Source organism: Pseudoxanthomonas sp. 22568 (genome assembly GCF_052044485.1).
GTDB classification, from domain to species: domain Bacteria; phylum Pseudomonadota; class Gammaproteobacteria; order Xanthomonadales; family Xanthomonadaceae; genus Pseudoxanthomonas_A; species Pseudoxanthomonas_A beigongshangi.
This window is the reverse complement of record NZ_JBQENC010000002.1, coordinates 197870-214691: the sequence shown is the minus strand read 5'-3', so window position 1 is coordinate 214691 and position 16822 is coordinate 197870. Positions and strand designations below refer to the sequence as shown.

The window sequence follows — 16822 nt, the reverse complement described above, 5'->3', positions numbered from 1 at the left end:
GTCAGGGCCGTCGCGGAGACCGTGGCAGTGTGCGGGGATTGCCGGCGCGGGAAAAGATCCGCCTCAGGCCACCAGCAAGCGCACCGCGCGCGCCTCGGCCACGGCCAGCAGCAGCCGTTCCATCGCCACCCAGGCGTCGCCGGGCGCGCGGCCCTTGGCGATGCGGTCGATGCGCGAGGCCTCGGCGACGAAACGCTCCCAGCGCTGCGGTGCGGCGTGCCGCTGCAAGGCCCGCTTGAACGGCGCCTGTTTGGATTCCCAGATGCCCTGCGATTTCATTTCCGCGGCCAGGTTGCCGCCGGACGCCTGCACCCTCGCCAGATGGGCGGTGCGCAACAATTCCTTGACCACCATCGGCATCAGGCCGGCGACCACGTCGCCCTCGGCGCGCAGACCGGCCAGCATCCGCGACACCTGCGGCCCCTGCCCGGCCAGCATGGCGTCGGTCAGGCGGAACACGTCGTAGCGCGCGGCGTCGGCCACCAGCGATTGCATGGTTTCCGCCGACAGGCTTCCGCCCTGCGCCAGCAGCGCCAGCTTGTCGATCTCCTGCGCCGCGGCCAGCAGGTTGCCTTCCACCCGCTCGGCCAGCGCCTGCACCGCGTCGCGGTCGGCCCGCAGCCCGCGCGCGCGCAGCCGGCTCTCGATCCAGCCAGGCAGTTCGTGCGGCTTGATGGCCCAGGCGACGGCGAGGACGCCGATCTGCGCGACGGCGTCGGCCCATTTGCCTTGATGGGCCTTCGACCATTCACCGGCGGTGATCAGCAGGACCACGTCGGGCGGCGGATTCGCGCAGAAACGGCTGATGACCTCGGCGCCCTCCTTGCCCGGCTTGCCGCTTGGCAGGCGTACCTCGACCAGGCGCCGCGCGCTGAACAGGCTCGGGGCGTGGAAGCTGGCGTCGAGCTCGTTCCAGTCGAAATCGCGCCCGTCGGCGTCGAATACCTCGCGCTCGCCGATGCCCTGCGCACGCGCCTGCGCGCGCACCGCATCGGCGGCTTCCAGCACCCGCAGCATTTCCGGCCCGGCGATCAGGTACGCCGGGAGCAGCGGCTCATCGGCGCGTGCGGCGATCTGTTCGGGCTTAAGTTCCATCGGCCGGCTTGACCATCTGGCCGGCGCGCACCACGCCATCGACCCGGCGCAGGATCGAGGCGGACATCTCGCGCCGCAGTTCGTCGGCCAGGATCTCGCGCTCGGTCGTGGTACCGGTGGCGTTCTCCGGCGGCGACACGTAGTCGCGCGAAAGCTCCACCACCTGCTGCGGCACCAGATCGGTGCCGTCGGCCTTGCGGAACACGAACACGACGGCGTAGCGCAGGCTGTATTCCTGGGCGCGGCCCAGTGCGTCCACCGCGATCGGCAGATCACCCCATCGCTCGGAGACGATGACCAGTTCCGCCTTCCTGGGGACCATGTCGCCGCTGGCGGCGGCGGCCTTCGCCGCCTCCAGGTCCGCCGTCGTGGGCGTATGCGCGTCGGCACCGGCCGCCTGCAACCCGCGCACCAGCTTGTAAGCCAGGTCGCTGTAGGTCGCGGCAGAGCGGACCAGGACCGGTCCCAGATCGGAAGGAAGCGCGATGCGGCTGCGCAGGTGGAATCCGCAGCCGGCCAGCAACAGGGCCAAGGCGGCGGCGGCAAGGAATCGGGTTCGGATCATGGGCGAAGTCTGGACGAGGCCGCGAAAGGCGGCAATAGCCTAGCCGGCCCGCAGGTGAATATGGGGGATTCGGGATTGGGGATGCCGATGCGGCAATGCGCGGCTTCCACCGTCATGCGCATCTTCATCCAGCGGCCTTCGATGGCCAGATGGCGGGCCAAGCCGGAATCAGGTGGCGCGTGGCATTCACCCTTCCGGGGAAACGGATCCCGGCCTTCGCCGGGATGACGGCGAAAAGGAGATGACGCCGCGTATGTCTGGAACGGTCCCCCCGCGAACGGCGGCGATCGCGGGGGGTTGGACGACGCGGGTCGCCCACGCGTCCAAGCCGGCTCAGCCGGCCACGATATTGACGATCTTGCCCGGCACGATGATCACCTTGCGGATGGTCGCGCCTTCCAGGAACTTGGCGGTGTTCGGTTCGGCCCGGGCCAGCCCCTCGATGTGCTCGCGGGCGGCGTCGGCGGCGACCTCGATGGTGCCGCGCAGCTTGCCGTTGACCTGCACCGCCAGGGTCACCGAATCGCGCACCAGCGCGGCCGGGTCGACCTGCGGGAAGGCGACGTCTTCCAGCAGCGTTTCCGGATGGCCCAGCGCCTGCCACAGCGCGTGGCTGGCATGCGGCGTGATCGGGTTGAGCAGCAGCACTGCCGCTTCCAGCGCTTCCTGGCGCACCGCGCGGCCACTGTCGCTGGCGTCGTCGAATTTCGACACCGCGTTGGACAGTTCCATCACTGCGGCGATCGCGGTGTTGAAACTGTGGCGCTTGCCATAGTCGTTGCCGACCTTGTCGATGGTCTCGTGGGTCTTGCGGCGCAGCGCCTTCTGCCCGGCGCTCAACGCGGCCGGATCCACCGCGGGCGCCGGACCGTCAGCCGCATGCTTCTGCACCTGCGTCCACAGGCGGCGCAGGAACCGCGCCATGCCTTCCACGCCGGCCTCGTTCCATTCCAGCGACTGCTCCGGCGGCGCGGCGAACATCGAGAACAGGCGTACGGTGTCGGCGCCGAACCGCTCCACCATCGCCTGCGGGTCCACGCCGTTGTTCTTCGACTTGGACATCTTCTCGACCGCGCCAATCTGCACCGGCGCGCCGTCCGCGCGCAGGGTCGCGCCGGTGATGCGACCGCGCTCGTCGCGCTGCACGTCCACGTCGGCCGGGTTGATCCAGTCCTTGGAGCCATCCGGATTGTCGCGATAGAAGGTCTCGGCGATGACCATGCCCTGGGTCAGCAGGTTGGTCGCCGGTTCGTCACTGTCCACCAGCCGCGCGTCGCGCAGCAGCTTGTGGTAGAAGCGGAAATACATCAGGTGCAGGATCGCGTGCTCGATGCCGCCGATGTACTGGTCCACCGGCAGCCAGTAGTTGCCGCGCTTGTCGACCATGTCCCTGGCGCCCGGCGAGGTGTAGCGCGCGTAGTACCAGCTCGACTCCATGAAGGTGTCGAAGGTGTCGGTCTCGCGCTCGGCCGCGCCGCCGCATTCCGGGCAGGTGGTCTTGCGCCATTCCGGATCCGCCTTGATCGGCGATTTCACCCCGTCCAGGGTGACGTCTTCCGGCAGCACCACCGGCAGTTGCGAATCCGGCACCGGCACCGCGCCGCACTTGTCGCAGTAGATCACCGGAATCGGACAGCCCCAGTAGCGCTGGCGGCTGACGCCCCAGTCACGCAGGCGGTAGTTGACCCGGCGCTGGCCGCGGCCCTGGCGTTCGAAGCGCTCGGCCAGCGCCTCGAAGGCGCCCTGGTAGCCCAGGCCGTCGAACTCGCCCGAGTTGACCAGTTCCAGGTCCTCGCGGGTCTTGTCGCCATACCAATCGCGCCAGATCGTCGGGTCGTAGCAGGCTTCCTCGTCATTGCGCGGCGACTTCAGCGCGATGACCTGCTGGATCGGCAACTGGTACTTGGTGGCGAACTCGAAATCGCGCTGGTCGTGGCCGGGCACCGCCATCACCGCGCCGGTGCCGTAGCCCATCAGCACGAAGTTGGCCACCCACACCGGCAGCTTTTCGCCGGTGATCGGATGCACGGCGCGCAGGCCGGTGTCCATGCCGCGCTTTTCCTGGGTTTCCAGCTCGGCCTCGGAGACGCCGCCCTGCTTCAGTTCGGCCAGGAACGCGGCCAGCGCGGGATTGGACGCGGCGGCCTTCAGCGCCAGCGGGTGCTCGCCGGCGATCGACACGAAGGTCACGCCCATCAGCGTGTCGGGACGGGTGGTGAATACGGTCAGCGGATCATTGCCTTCGACCGCGAACTGGATCTCCAGGCCCTCCGAACGGCCAATCCAGTTGCGCTGCATGGTCTTGACCGCGTCGGGCCAGCCCGGCAGTTCGTCCAGGCCATCCAGCAGCTCCTGGGCGTAGTCGGTGATGCGCAGGAACCACTGCGGAATCTCGCGCTTCTCGACCACGGCGCCCGAGCGCCAGCCGCGGCCGTCGATGACCTGCTCGTTGGCCAGCACGGTCTGGTCGACCGGATCCCAGTTCACGACCGAATTCTTGCGGTAGGCCAGGCCCTTGCGCAGCAGGCGGGTGAACATGCGCTGTTCGTGGACGTAATAGTCCGGACGGCAGGTGGCGAACTCGCGCGACCAGTCGATGGCGTAACCCAGCAGTTTCAGCTGGCTGCGCATGTGGTCGATGTTGGCGTAGGTCCACTTGGCCGGCGCGGTGCGGTTCTTGATCGCCGCGTTCTCGGCCGGCAGGCCGAACGCGTCCCAGCCCATGGGCTGCAGCACGTTGTGGCCGGTCATGCGCTTGTAGCGGCTGATCACGTCGCCGATGGTGTAGTTGCGCACATGGCCCATGTGCAGCGCGCCGGACGGATACGGCAGCATCGACAGGCAGTAGTACTTGGGCTTGTCGGACTGTTCGTCGACCTCGAAGGCCCGGCGCGTCTCCCAGAACGATTGGGCGGCGGATTCGACGGATTTCGGCTCGTAGGCGACGGGTTCGGCAGCGGACATGGCAGGCGTAGGCGGGAAAGGCGACGGCAAAGTCGGCAAGGGTACCGCAGTGCAGCAGAGGGCTCCACTCCGGAAGGTCACGGGCCGACTGCCGGATCCACGCCGGGACGCTCGGCTACCATGGCCCGGACCCGCTCCGGAGACCCGCATGTCCCGTCCCGCCCTGCCGCTGGCCCTGGCCGTTCTGCTTGTCCCGCTGTCCGCCCGTGCCGCGGAACCGCTGGCGCTCCAATGCGAACGGCTGTTCGAGTCACGCAGCGGCAAGCTGCTCCCGGCGCGTACGGTGGTGGTCCGCGACGGCCGCGTCGCCGAGGTGCTGGAAGGCCGGGTCGAAGTGCCCGGCACCCGCACGGTGGACCTGGCCGGTCACACCTGCCTGCCCGGCTGGACCGATCTGCACGTCCATCTGGGCAGCCAGTCCAATCCGCAGAGCTATTCGGAGGGATTCCGCCTGGATCCGGTGGATTTCGCCTACCGCTCGGTGGGTTTCGCCGAAAAGACCCTGCTGGCCGGCTTCACCAGCGTGCGCGACCTGGGCGGCGAAATCGCCCCGCACCTGCGCGATGCGATCAACCAGGGCCTGGTGAAGGGGCCGCGCATCTTCGCGGCCGGCAAATCCATCGCCACCACCGGCGGCCACGCCGATCCCAGCAACGGCTACAACGATCACCTGTCGCACCTGATCGGCCCGCCGGGCCCCACCGAAGGCGTGATCAACTCCGTCGACGACGCGCGCCAGGCGGTGCGGCAGCGCTACAAGGACGGCAGCGATGTCATCAAGATCACCGCCACCGGCGGCGTGCTCAGTTACGCCAAATCCGGCGACGCGCCGCAGTTCACCGTGGACGAGGTCAAGGCGATCGTCGAGACCGCGCGCGACTACGGTTACAAGGTCGCCGCGCACGCGCACGGCACCGAAGGCATGAAGCGCGCCGTGCTCGGCGGGGTGACCAGCATCGAGCACGGTACCTACATGAGCGACGAGGTGATGCGGCTGATGAAGCAGCACGGCACCTGGTACGTGCCGACCCTCTACGCCGGCCGCTTCGTCGCCGAGAAGGCCAAGGTGGACGGCTACTTCCCGGAAGTCGTGCGCCCCAAGGCCGCCCGCATCGGCGCGCAGATCCAGGACACCGCCGCCAAGGCGTATCGCAGCGGAGTGAAGATCGCCTTCGGCACCGACATGGGCGTGGGGCCGCACGGCGACAACGCGCGCGAGTTCGTTTACATGGTGGAAGCCGGCATTCCCGCCGCCGAGGCACTGCAGGCGGCGACGGTACGCGCGGCGGAAGTGCTGGGGGTGGACGATCAGGGCGTGATCGAGGCCGGCAAGCGCGCCGACATCGTGGCCGTGCCCGGGGATCCGGTCGCCGACATCCAGCGCGTGCTCGAAGTCGCGCTGGTGATGAAGGACGGCGTGCTGTTCAAGCAGCCCTGAGGGGTCAGGCGCCCCTGGCGGCGGCGCGCCACGCGGCCCAGCCCGCCCAGGCGACCCAGATCCACCAGATCCCGAAGCCCAGCCGCTGGGCGACGCCGGCCGGCAGCGTATCGACCGCGAACAGCACCGCGTACAGCATTCCCACCGCCGCCAGCACGCTGGCGCGGCCGACGCCCCACCAGCCCGCGCGGCCGCGCAGGCCCATCGCCAGCAGCAGCGCGCCGGGCACGAAGGCGACCCACCACAGCATCCACGCGGTGGCGTGGTAACTGCTGCTGGCGTTGTGCAGATCCTCCGGATCCAGCGGCAGCAGTCCCAGCGCGACCACGCCCAGCGTGGACAGGAACAGCAACTGCGCGCCGATCCGCACCGGCCAACCGGCGTCTCGCGGCAGCCGCTGGCGCAGCGCCAGCATCGCCGCCGAGGCCAGCAGTCCCGGCAGCGTCAGGCCCAGCAGGTTGAAGGCATTGGCGTGCGGGATGCCCTTGGCGCCCAGCACCGCGATCGGATGGGTCACGTGCGAATACCCCGGCAGGGCCCATCCGAAACCCACCGCGGCGGCGGCGAACACGACCGCGCCGGCGATGCCGGCCAGCGGCAGCCAGCGATTCATTGCATTTCCCAACGGAACACCTCTTCAACGCCCATGCCAAACGTCCGCGCGATGCGGAACGCGAGTTCCAGCGACGGCGCATAGCGCCCCGCCTCCAGCGCAATGATAGTTTGCCGGGTGACCCCGCAGGCATCGGCCAGCGCCTGCTGGGTCATGTCGCCGCGTTCGGTCCGCAGCCGGCGGATGTCGTTGGCGATCGGCGTTCCGCTCACCGGCGATCGCGCCAGTAGTAGACGGCGGTGGCGGCGTACTCGCACAGCCACCCCAGCATCAGGACCAGTACCAGCAGGTTGGCGAGCAGGAAGTGGCTGGCCCATTGCAGCCGGTGCGCGGGTGAAAAGCCCAGCGTGACGGCCAGCGCGATCACGCAGAACCCCAGCGCACCGTATCCCCAATGACCCGCCCGGCGCGCGATCTCGCGATCCCGTTCGTCTTCCTGGACCTGGCCCCGCCAACGTGCCGCCAGCACCTGTCCCAGTACCGCCCAGGCGATGCCCAGCATCACCAGGTTGCGGGCGACCGCGCGGGCGTGTGCGCTGCCCATGCCTTCCGGTCCGGTGAACAGGTCCAGCCTGGTCAGGAAATAGGCCACCGCCACCGCCATGAACCCGACACCGATCCAGGCGCGCCATTCGCCCGGCGAAGCCGTCTGTCCGCGCTCGTCGCGGGGCGCGTGGCGTACGAAGTACAACGCGATCCATGCCGTGGCGACCAGCAGCGCCATGCCGACCTGGTCGGGATCCAAGCCCAGCACCCGGCCCGGCCCGGCCAGCAGCAGCCATAGCGCCAGTCCCGCCGCCGCCAGCAATCCGTAGCGGACCGCCCTGTTCCCCGGATATCCCTTCATTGATGACGCCCCGACCGAATGTAAAGTTAACCTTACATCGACCGACCGGCATGTCAAGTCTTTTTTACATCAGGGCGACCCGGGGATGGCGACCCTACTCTTCCCACCCCGTCGGTCCTCCCGCCTGAGCGGTGTAGTTGGCCGTCACGTAGTCCCCGGCGAGGCTGGCGACCCGCGCCGGCATGGCGTTGTCGGCGCCGCCCACGGTCCAGGCGCCGGCCATGCCACGCGCATGCTGGTAGAACTCGGGCTGGGCCACCACCTCGCCGGATGCCGCGTCGGTCAGGCGCAGTCGCAGGAGGATGCGCGAGCTGCCGGCGAAGGCGCCGGCGAAGAATCGCTTGCCACCGCTGATGAAACGTACTTTCTCGATCACCGGCTCGATCACCAGCGTCTGCGCCGGCTCGGCCTTCACCGCTTCGGCGTTGCGCTGCGCCACCCATTGGCCCAGCCCCTGCCGGAGGTTTTCCTGCACCGCGTTGCGGGCCTTCTCGTTGGTCTCCTGGCCCGCATAGGGCGCATCCATCCGCACCGGCTTGAGTTCGAAGCGGGCGTAATGGTCCAGTTGCACGGACGGTGCGGCATTGCGCTCGACCGAGGGCCGGATTTCCTCGCCCGCCCAGGATGGACGGAACGCGAACAGCAGCAGGCCGGCGGCGGCCACGCGGGACAGCGGGTTCATGCGGTGAATCTCCAGGCGGAAGGGGGGCGGCAGCGACGACCCGCTGCCCGTGCTTGAAAGCAACGGCAATCGCCGCCATCTCAGGCCGCATCCGTCCACGACCGCCCTCTTCCCCATGACCGACCTGCCCCACGTATTCGACGCCACTGCCGAAACCTTCGAAACCGACGTCCTGCGCAAATCGCTGGAAGTTCCGGTGCTGGTCGACTTCTGGGCGACCTGGTGCGGTCCCTGCAAGACCCTGGGCCCGATCCTGGAAAAGCTGGCCGGCGAGTACAACGGCGCATTCCTGCTGGCCAAGGTCGACGTCGACAAGGAGCAGCAGATCGCCGCGGCCTTCCAGATCCGCTCGGTACCGACCGTGTTCCTGGTCAAGGACGGGCAACTGGTCGACGGTTTCCCCGGCGCCCTGCCCGAGGGCCAGCTGCGTGAATTCCTCAAGCAGCACGGCATCGAACCGGCGGCCGCCGACGAAGCGGAGGCCGCCACCGAGATCGCGGTGGACCCGCATGCCGCGGTGGTCGCTCTGCGCCATGCGGTGGAAGCCGAGCCGGACAAGGACGAATTGAAGCTGGACCTGGCGCTGGCGCTGCTGAAGACCGGCGCCGCCCACGAGGCCGAGCAGTTGCTGGACGCCCTGCCCGCCAATCTCGCCACCGACGATCGCGCCGTGCGCGCCCGCGCCCGGCTGGGATTCGTGTCGGCGCTCAAGGATGCGCCGCCAGTGGAGGTGCTGGAAGCCGCGGTCGCCGCCAGTCCGGACAATCTGCGCGCGCGCCATCTGCTGGGCGTGCACCGCCTGATCTCTGGCGACGACGAAGCCGCGCTGACGCAGTTCATCGAAATGCTCGCCCGCGATCGCGGCTACCAGGAAGGCCTGCCCAAGAAGACGCTGATCGATGCCTTCCGCGTCATCGAGGACGAGGACCTGGTCGGCCGCTACCGCCGCCGGATGTCGTCGCTGCTGTTCTGAACCACGTAGAGCGGAGCTTGCTCCGCTGCCGGTCATCCTCCCGCCGAGCAAGCTCGGCGCTACACGTAGAGCGGAGCTTGCTCCGCTGGCCCGGACACCTCCGCCGAGCAAGCTCGGCGCTACATGTAGAGCGGAGCTTGCTCCGCTACCGACCATCCTCCCGCCGAGCAAGCTCGGCGCTACATGTAGAGCGGAGCTTGCTCCGCTGGCCCCGGACACCTCCGCCGAGCAAGCTCGGCGCTACACGTGGAGCGGAGCTTGCTCCGCTGCCCGGACACCGCCCCGCCGAGCAAGCTCGGCGCCACAGCCCGCGTCGCGACTGCGCGCACGCGCCTGCGTGGGCGTTACGCCATGACGGCCCTTGAAGGCGCGACTGAAGGAGCTCTGGCTGTCGAAGCCGGTGTATTCGGCGATATCGCAGAAAGCCAGCCCGGTCTGCTCCACCAGCCATAACGCACGCTGCAAGCGCATCCGGATTGCGCATTCGCTGGGAGTCTCGCTGAAGACGCTGTGGTAGACCCGCGCCAGATGTCCGCGGGAATAGCTGACCTGGCGGGACAGCCGATCCAGGCTCATCCGCCCGTCGTGATGACCGCTGACGATCGCGTGACGGATGCGCAGCAGGCGCTGCATCGACCAGCGCTTGCGGCGATGGCTGCGTCCCGGGCAACGATCAATCAGCGCACGCAGTCCCTGCTGCTGCGCGTGCATGCTTTCCGCGACACCGAACACGCTGCGGACGATCGCCGCTTTCCCGCGATGTCCCATGCCCTGTCCTCGCGCGACATCCCGCGTGTGTTCCGGCGCGGTCAACATCGCCCTGAGCGCCACGAGCCGCGTCACCAGATCCGGGGGGCACGCCATTTCATCCGCCAGCAAATCCGCCATCACCCACGATTCGCAGCCTCCCCGGATCCAGGCTTCCATCGGGCCGCACAGGCACAGCCAGCGGCCGTCCGACCGACCTCCCTTCATCCGCAAGGGGCGATCCCAGAGCAGGCATCGGCCCGCGTCGATGTCCCAGCGCAACCGCTCGCCGGCGGCGCTGACCGTACCCGCAAGCGGCACCAGCACCGACCACCAGCCCGCCGGCAGTTCGACGAAGGCGCCGGGCCGGGCCGCGTGGATCAGATACAACGTGCTATTGCCGACGCCAGCGCGCGGCAGGTGGATGTCGGCGCCTTCCGCGTCCATCAGTACGACGTCGCATGCGTGGCCGGGAAACTCCCGTTCCCCGTCGTCTACCCGCGGGGGCAACACTCCCGTTTCCCAGTCCTGCTTGCCGGCTGACACCGTGTCGTCGCGCATGACGCATCCCCTTCAAGACGGGACCATGCTGTCCCCCGCCCCGTCCCCCCTCAACCCGGTCGTGACGAATCGCCGTTCGCAGGTGATGAACGTCATCCCGACATGGGCGGAAACGACGATGGCCGCCGGGAAGGCGGCCATCGAAACGGCATGGAATGCAAACCGGACGCGGGTCAGAAGTCGTACTGCACCATGAAGCGCACCGAGCGCGGCGGCTGGTAGGCGGTGGGCAGCAGGTAGGCGTCCGACGGCAGGCCGGTGTCCGGATCCTCTGCCTGCTCGACCACCGACACGACCCGTTGCTTGTTGAGCACGTTGAACACATCCACCTTGAACGACAGTCCCTTGGCCCAGGCGGGCGCGTAACGCAGGTTCAGATCCAGCGAATAGGTCCAAGGCAGGCGGCCTTTGGTGCCGCGCGGCACCGCCTCGACCGGACCGTTCAGTTCACCGGTGTCGGGGTTGACCGACTGTCCCGCGGACGTCGTGCCGCAACGCATGAACGACGATCCGTAGACATGGAAGTCGCCGTGATAGGGATAGAGCACGCCCAGGCAGTTGATCGGTCGGCCCGACTGCACCAGCAGATTGCCGCCCACCGACCATTCGTCGCTGATCTCGTAGTTGCCGAACAGCTTCAGGCTGTGCCGCCGATCATTGGGCAGATAGCCAAAGGTATCGGCGGTCAGTTCGATGTAGTCGAAGTCCTGGGTGACGCTGGTGTTGACCTGGCCGATATCCGACTTGACGCCGCCTTCGGTGTTGCCCTTGCTCTTGGCGTAGGTGTACGAACCCTGCAGGAACACCTTGTCCCAGTTGCCGTCGAGGAAGATCTCGACCGCCTGGTACGAGCGCTTGGCCTTCGGCGCAAGGCGATCGCCCTTGACCTTCACTTCGGTCAGATTGCCGTCGCCGTACAAATCGGTCAGAAACACCGCGTCCTTGCCCGGGTTGAACATGCGGCAGTACGGGAAGCCGGCGCTCGGCAGCGCCGGGCTGCGACCCTGCCCGTCCAGCCAGCCGTCGTCCTCGTCCAGGTGGAAGCCCGCCGCCTCCAGGATCGCCGTGTAGTCGCAGTTGTCGTCGATCGCGGCCTTCAACTTGCGGTAGATGCCGCGCACGCCCAGCGACAGGTGATCGCTGAGTGCGGCCTGGAAGCCCAGGATGAATTCGTCCTGGTACATCGGGTCCAGATCCTTGGCGGCCACCGTCAACGGATTCTTGGGCTCGCCGAACTCGCCATTGATGTATTGCAGTTGGCCCGGGGGACCTTGGCGGGGCACCAGCCCGGTCGGCGCGCCGGTGTCCGGATTCACGCCGGTGAAGGTGAACTGCTGACGGGTGAAGATCGAAGCCGACGCGCCGCGGGTCGCCACGTCCGAGGTCAGCGGCAGCGCATAGCGGCCCGCGTTGCCGAACAGCTTGAAGCTCGAATCGCCATTCACATCCCAGGCGAAGCCCAGGCGCGGGCCGAACTGGTTGCTCACCTTTACGAAGGTGTTGCCGAAACCATCGCGGTTGTCGAAGGTGTCCCAGCGACCGCCCAGGTAGGCGATGAAATTCTCGGTGACGTTCCAGCTGTCCTGGACATAGAGGGCGCGCTGCTTGACCTCGTTCACCGATCCCTGGTTGACGATCTGCTCGCGCACGATGTCGGTGCCGTCGGCCAGGGTCGAATAGCGCCACACGCGCCCGCCCTCGGTGGAAGTGCCCGACACCGACTCGAAGTTGTCGATGTCCACGCCGAACTGCAGGCGATGGCTGCCCAGCAGCCATTCCGCATCGAGGCGGAACTGATCGCGGGTGTCGCCGGAATCCGAACGCGGGATCGCGCCGCCGGTGAGGTTGCACTTGCTGGCGTACACACCGGTGGCCTGCTGGCGCGAGGACGGCCGCGCATCGACGATGATCGGGCAGCCGGTGGCCGGCGTGTGCAGATCGCCGTTGTAACGCACGTCCACGCCCGAGGCCGTGCGCAGGTACTGGCCGCGCGAGAACTCGCCATGCCCGTACAGTGCGGACAAGGTGAAGTTGTCGGTCAGGTAGCCGGTGTACTTCAGCACGTAGTTCTCGCCACCCTGCTCGCCGTACGAGGTACCAATCAGGGCCTGCCTATCCAGCACGCCGATGGTGTTGCCGTAGACCGCCGTCTCGGTATCGGCCTTGTCGGAGAAACCGGTGAACTCCAGCAGATGGTTGTCGCTGATCTGCCAGTCCATCTTCAGCAGCCAGGTCGGCGTCTTGACCGAGTTGTCGACGTTGGTGCTGGACAGCACGTTGCCCCACAGCTCCTGTTCCTGCCGCTTGTAGCCGATCAGGCCGTAGGCGAACAGGCGATCCTGGATCAGCGCGCCGCTGGCCCAGACCGAACCTTCGACGTCCCAGGTGCTGTCGCGGCTGCTGTCCTGGCGCAACTGGCCTTTCGTGCACGCGGTGTAGGGCGCCGGGCCGCAGGCCAGCGGGTTGGCAAGATAGGTGTTGCGGGTCTTCTCGCGCAGCGAATCGGGCGTGTAGTAGATGCTCGCGCCCGCATGGAAGTCGTTGCTGCCGCGCTTGGTCACCTGGTTGATCACGCCGCCCAGCGAACGCCCGAACTCCGCGCCGTAACCACCGGTCTTGACCTGCTGCTCGGCGATGGCCTCGAACGGCACCTGCGAGAAGTTGAGGCTGCGGAACGAATTGGTGATGTTGAAGCCGTTGACGAAGTACTGGTTCTCGGCCACCGACGATCCGCCGAACGAAGCCAGGTTGCCGAACGCCACGTCACCGCGCACGGTACCCGGCGCCAGCAAGGCGACGCTGGTCGCGTCGCGCGCCACCGGCACCTTGGCGATCTGCTCGGCGGTCAGGATGGTGGTGGACTCGACCGAGGACACGTCGATCGGATTGATCGACGAGCCACCGACCACCGTGATGGTGTCCAGGGTCGAGGCGTCGCGCGCGGCGAAGTCGACGGTGGAGGCGGTGCCGACGCTGACGTTCACCGTGCGGTTGCCGCCGCTGCTGGAGGTGATGGTGTATTGCCCGGTGGGCAGCGCGGAGAACCGGTAGCTGCCATCGCTGCCGGCAGTGATCGCGCGGCTGAAGCCGGTGGCAGGATTGGTGATGGTGATCGTTTCGCCGGCGGCGGCGCGACCCACGATCGCGCCGGACGAATTGGACTGCGCGTGCACGCCGCCGGCGAAGCACAGGCCAAGCGCGGCACACAGGGCGGTACGGCGCAGTCCTTTGGAGAGATGTTTCGGGTTCCGTTGGTTGGTCATTGGCGCTCTCGGCAGTGAATCGGTGGATGAGATGGACGTTGTCGGACCGCGCTGCGGACAGGCATGCGACGGCCCGGCGTCCTGCCGAGAAAACTAACGGGAACTTTACATTGACGTTGTGCAAGAAAAACGAATTGGCACGGCAGATTCCGTCAGGAACTTCGTGCGGGAATCCCTGCGGGGGAATGGAGACGGATACGGTGGCGGAAAGAAGGGCATGCGCTGCGAATTCCCCTTCGCGGATAACCCAACACGCAAATCATGCACAGCCGGATCGTTATTCCGGGGGCAAAGTATCTCCACCCCGACCACTCTCTCTCGGTCACCCATGTACCTGACGGACGCAACGCCACAAGCGTCCGCAAGAGGGGCTGCCCGGCCACGCCGGGCTCTTTTTTTGGAAAATTTCTGGATGGCGGCGATGCCTTCCCACCGCGGCCATCGGCAAGTCCACCACCGGCAAGATCCGGTGGTGGCGCGATCCACCGTCCGCTCCGGCGATCAACGGCTCGCTCAGAACAGGTAGTTCACGCTCAGCAGCAGGCTGCGCGGCGTTCCCGGCATGCTGGTGGAACGCCAGTACCGGCTGTTGGCGAGATTGGTGGCCGCCAGCGTGATCGTCCACGGCTGCGCCCGCCAGCCCACCGAAGCGTCCCAGCGCGCATATCCCGGACGCCTGCTGGTGTTGGCAAGGTCGTTGTAGATCGGACCGCGGAAGGTCACGCCCGTTTCGCCGTACCAGGCGCTGGCCGGCGCGTAGCGCATGAACAGGTTCCCGGTCTTTTGCGCCGAGCCCTGGCGATGACGGCCTTCGTTGGCGGGGTTGGCCCGGTCCTGCACGATCCGCACTTCCTGCAGACCAACGCCGCCACGCACGTACCACGCCTGGCCCAAACGCCCGGTGAGGCTGCCTTCGATACCGCGCGAACGTTCGCGTCCCCGTACCGCCCAATGGAAGGGATCGTTCTCGGGGTCGGGCTGATAACGAACGTTGTAGAGCTCGAGTTCGTAGATCGACCAGTGCGAGGACAGGCGTCCCTGCGACCAGTCATTGCGGCTTCCGACTTCGTACTGGCGTGAATACTGCGGCCTGGCGTCGAACACCGCCTCTTCGCTGACGGCCACGCCCATCAATCCGCGCCCGCCATAGGGCGCGAAGTTGCGGCTGTAGGAGGCGTACAGGCTGTGCGCGTCGGTGGGCTGCCAGATCACGCCCAACCGCGGGCTGGTGGTCGAACCTTCATAGCGCCGCTGCTTGCCATTGATGCGATTGTGCGACCGGAACATGAAGCGATCGAACCGGAGCCCGGCCATCATCTTCCACTGCGGCGCCAGGGCCACGAGATCCTGCACGTAGAGGGCCCGCGCCTCGGCGGCATGCCGATTGGACGTGGTGGCCCGTCCGCGCGGCGTCTTCGGCCCCGGCCAGACCGGATGAAACGGATCCACGCCATGCGGATAGCGCAGTGACGGGTCCGAACGCGGCGTCGACATCGCCAGATCCGGGTTGCGTTGTTCGCGGCTGTATTCCACGCCCACCAGCAGGTCGTGGGCAATCCTGCCGGTGGAGAATTTTCCGATCACGTCGATCATGCTGGTCGCGGTGGTGTTGTCGGTCTCCTGCCAGGCGCGGGTGAAGGTCATGGCGGCCGGCATCGGGCAAGGCCGGCCGTTGGCCAGGAGGGTACCGTCCGGCCGGCAATAGCTTCCGGCGTAGAGGTGATCGAAATCCTGGCTCGACCGGTTCCAGGCGGCGGTGACGCGCGCCGTCCAGTCATCGGACAGGCGCTGGTTCAGCACGGTCCGCAAGGTGCGCGTCCTGTCCACGACGAAATCGTCCGGATGCGCATACGCCGTGCGGGTGGATACGCCGGCCGGCAACCTGTCGTGGGCCGGCGCGCGATCCGGCCGGCGCCAGATCCGTTCGTCGGTGTACTGAAGCAGCCAGTCCAGGCCGTCGCCGTTGTCGAACAGGACACTGGGCGACAGCATCCGGCTGTGGCTGGAGATGCCGCGACGGAAGCTGTCCGCGTGTTCGTGATCGGCGGTCAGGCGCACGGCGAACCTCGGTGACAGCACCCGGTTGACGTCGACGGTCGCGCCCCGGCTGTCCCAGGATCCGGCGCGCGTATTGACGCTGCTGACGGCATCGAAGCTGGCCTGCTTGCTGATCAGATTGACCACGCCGCCGCCCAGGCCGCGCCCGTACAGCACCGATGCGGGCCCCTTGACGATCTCGATACGCTCCACGTTCGCGGTACCGCGCCGAATCTGCCCGGCGTTGCGGATGCCGTCGCGATATATGTCGTTGGAGTCCGCCGCAAACCCGCGAATCATGATGCCGTCGCCGCGCATGTCGTAGGAGGTGTCCACGCCCGGGGTGCCGTCCAGCAGGACGTTCAGGTCATTGAGGCCATACACCTTGAACTTGCTCATCTCCAGTACGTTGACCGTCTGCGGGACATCGCGGGGATCCATCGCGATGCGGGTTGCGCTGCTGACGGTTTTCGCCCTACTGTCATCGGGATCGATGGCGTCGGCGGTGACCTTGATCGTGTCCAGCGTGGTCGCGCCGGGCACATCCTCGGCGGCGCGAGCAGGAAACACGCCGAACAGCGCGATGCCGGCAAGAAGCGGGAGACGATCGGAAGTAAAGCGGAACTGCGCGAACATGAACTGCTCCATCGGTGTGGGGAACGTCGTGAACCCCATCCGGAGCTGCACGCCAATGGAAATGATAATCATTACCAAATATGAGTCGTCGCGGATTGGCGCGCGTTGCGACGCGTCGCACGTCGTTTCTGCAACCGCCTGTGGGATTTCCGGAGACGACGCCTCCACCGCCCTGTGTGAGCGGTGCGGGTCGCCATCCGGCGCGCTGCATTGGCGCTGCGGGTCGCGGGTTGATCACCTGGCGTCTTGGAGATGTCGTCGTTCCACGCCGCGTCCCGGCCCGCCACCGCTGCGGTGCCTGCGAATGACCCGGCCCAGCAAGCGACAACCGTCATTTCTGGCCAACAACAAAACCATACCAGTGCGTATGGTAGGCTGTCCGCCGGTTTCCCCCCGCCGCC

General features: G+C 67.4%; 12 protein-coding genes. 2 read left to right on the top strand and 10 right to left on the bottom strand.

Annotated elements, in window-relative coordinates; translation table 11 throughout:
- Positions 1-63: 63 nt before the first annotated feature.
- The 3 genes from holA to leuS all read right to left on the bottom strand — a co-directional run bounded on the left by holA (position 64) and on the right by leuS (position 4624).
- Complete coding sequence (holA, locus tag ACTJI2_RS03345) at positions 64-1095, bottom strand: DNA polymerase III subunit delta (protein ID WP_440841106.1); 1032 nt, start codon at positions 1093-1095, stop codon at positions 64-66.
- Positions 1085-1660, bottom strand: coding sequence for an LPS-assembly lipoprotein LptE (locus tag ACTJI2_RS03340; RefSeq protein WP_183643253.1), 576 nt, complete (start codon positions 1658-1660; stop codon positions 1085-1087). Before ACTJI2_RS03340 ends, holA begins: the two co-directional genes overlap by 11 nt.
- A 333-nt stretch (positions 1661-1993) precedes the next feature.
- On the bottom strand, positions 1994-4624 hold the full coding sequence (gene leuS, locus ACTJI2_RS03335) for a leucine--tRNA ligase (protein WP_440841103.1): 2631 nt from the start codon (positions 4622-4624) through the stop codon (positions 1994-1996).
- 148 nt (positions 4625-4772) lie between these two features.
- Between leuS and ACTJI2_RS03330 the strand changes: the two genes are divergently transcribed.
- Positions 4773-6062 (top strand): amidohydrolase family protein, encoded by a 1290-nt coding sequence (locus ACTJI2_RS03330; RefSeq protein WP_440841101.1) that lies wholly within the window; start codon positions 4773-4775, stop codon positions 6060-6062.
- A 4-nt stretch (positions 6063-6066) separates the two neighbouring features.
- Here the strand turns inward: ACTJI2_RS03330 and ACTJI2_RS03325 are convergent, their stop codons facing one another.
- From ACTJI2_RS03325 to ACTJI2_RS03310, 4 genes are all read right to left on the bottom strand, one after another.
- Positions 6067-6675 carry a DUF998 domain-containing protein gene (locus ACTJI2_RS03325; RefSeq protein WP_440841099.1) on the bottom strand — a complete coding sequence of 203 codons (609 nt, stop codon included), beginning with the start codon at positions 6673-6675 and terminating at the stop codon, positions 6067-6069.
- The gene (locus ACTJI2_RS03320) at positions 6672-6887 is read right to left on the bottom strand and encodes a helix-turn-helix transcriptional regulator (RefSeq protein ID WP_141453595.1); all 216 of its coding nucleotides are present in this window, start codon (positions 6885-6887) and stop codon (positions 6672-6674) included. Before ACTJI2_RS03320 ends, ACTJI2_RS03325 begins: the two co-directional genes overlap by 4 nt.
- Positions 6884-7522 carry a hypothetical protein gene (locus ACTJI2_RS03315; RefSeq protein ID WP_440841097.1) on the bottom strand — a complete coding sequence of 213 codons (639 nt, stop codon included), beginning with the start codon at positions 7520-7522 and terminating at the stop codon, positions 6884-6886. Before ACTJI2_RS03315 ends, ACTJI2_RS03320 begins: the two co-directional genes overlap by 4 nt.
- A 94-nt stretch (positions 7523-7616) precedes the next feature.
- Positions 7617-8204 carry a hypothetical protein gene (locus ACTJI2_RS03310; RefSeq protein WP_440841096.1) on the bottom strand — a complete coding sequence of 196 codons (588 nt, stop codon included), beginning with the start codon at positions 8202-8204 and terminating at the stop codon, positions 7617-7619.
- Positions 8205-8319: 115 nt separating this feature from the next.
- On the opposite strand from ACTJI2_RS03310, the gene trxA reads away from it, so the two are divergent.
- On the top strand, positions 8320-9177 hold the full coding sequence (gene trxA, locus ACTJI2_RS03305; protein WP_440841094.1) for a thioredoxin: 858 nt from the start codon (positions 8320-8322) through the stop codon (positions 9175-9177).
- Positions 9178-9417: 240 nt separating this feature from the next.
- Here trxA and ACTJI2_RS03300 read toward each other — a convergent pair whose 3' ends face one another.
- The 3 genes from ACTJI2_RS03300 to ACTJI2_RS03290 all read right to left on the bottom strand — a co-directional run bounded on the left by ACTJI2_RS03300 (position 9418) and on the right by ACTJI2_RS03290 (position 16421).
- Positions 9418-10485, bottom strand: a complete 1068-nt coding sequence (locus ACTJI2_RS03300; protein WP_440841092.1) for a helix-turn-helix transcriptional regulator — start codon at positions 10483-10485, stop codon at positions 9418-9420.
- A gap of 173 nt (positions 10486-10658) precedes the next feature.
- A complete protein-coding gene (locus ACTJI2_RS03295; protein ID WP_440841090.1) occupies positions 10659-13748 on the bottom strand; it encodes a TonB-dependent receptor in 3090 nt (1029 codons plus the stop codon).
- Between the two features lie 513 nt (positions 13749-14261).
- The gene (locus ACTJI2_RS03290) at positions 14262-16421 is read right to left on the bottom strand and encodes a TonB-dependent receptor (protein ID WP_440841089.1); all 2160 of its coding nucleotides are present in this window, start codon (positions 16419-16421) and stop codon (positions 14262-14264) included.
- Positions 16422-16822: the final 401 nt, after the last annotated feature.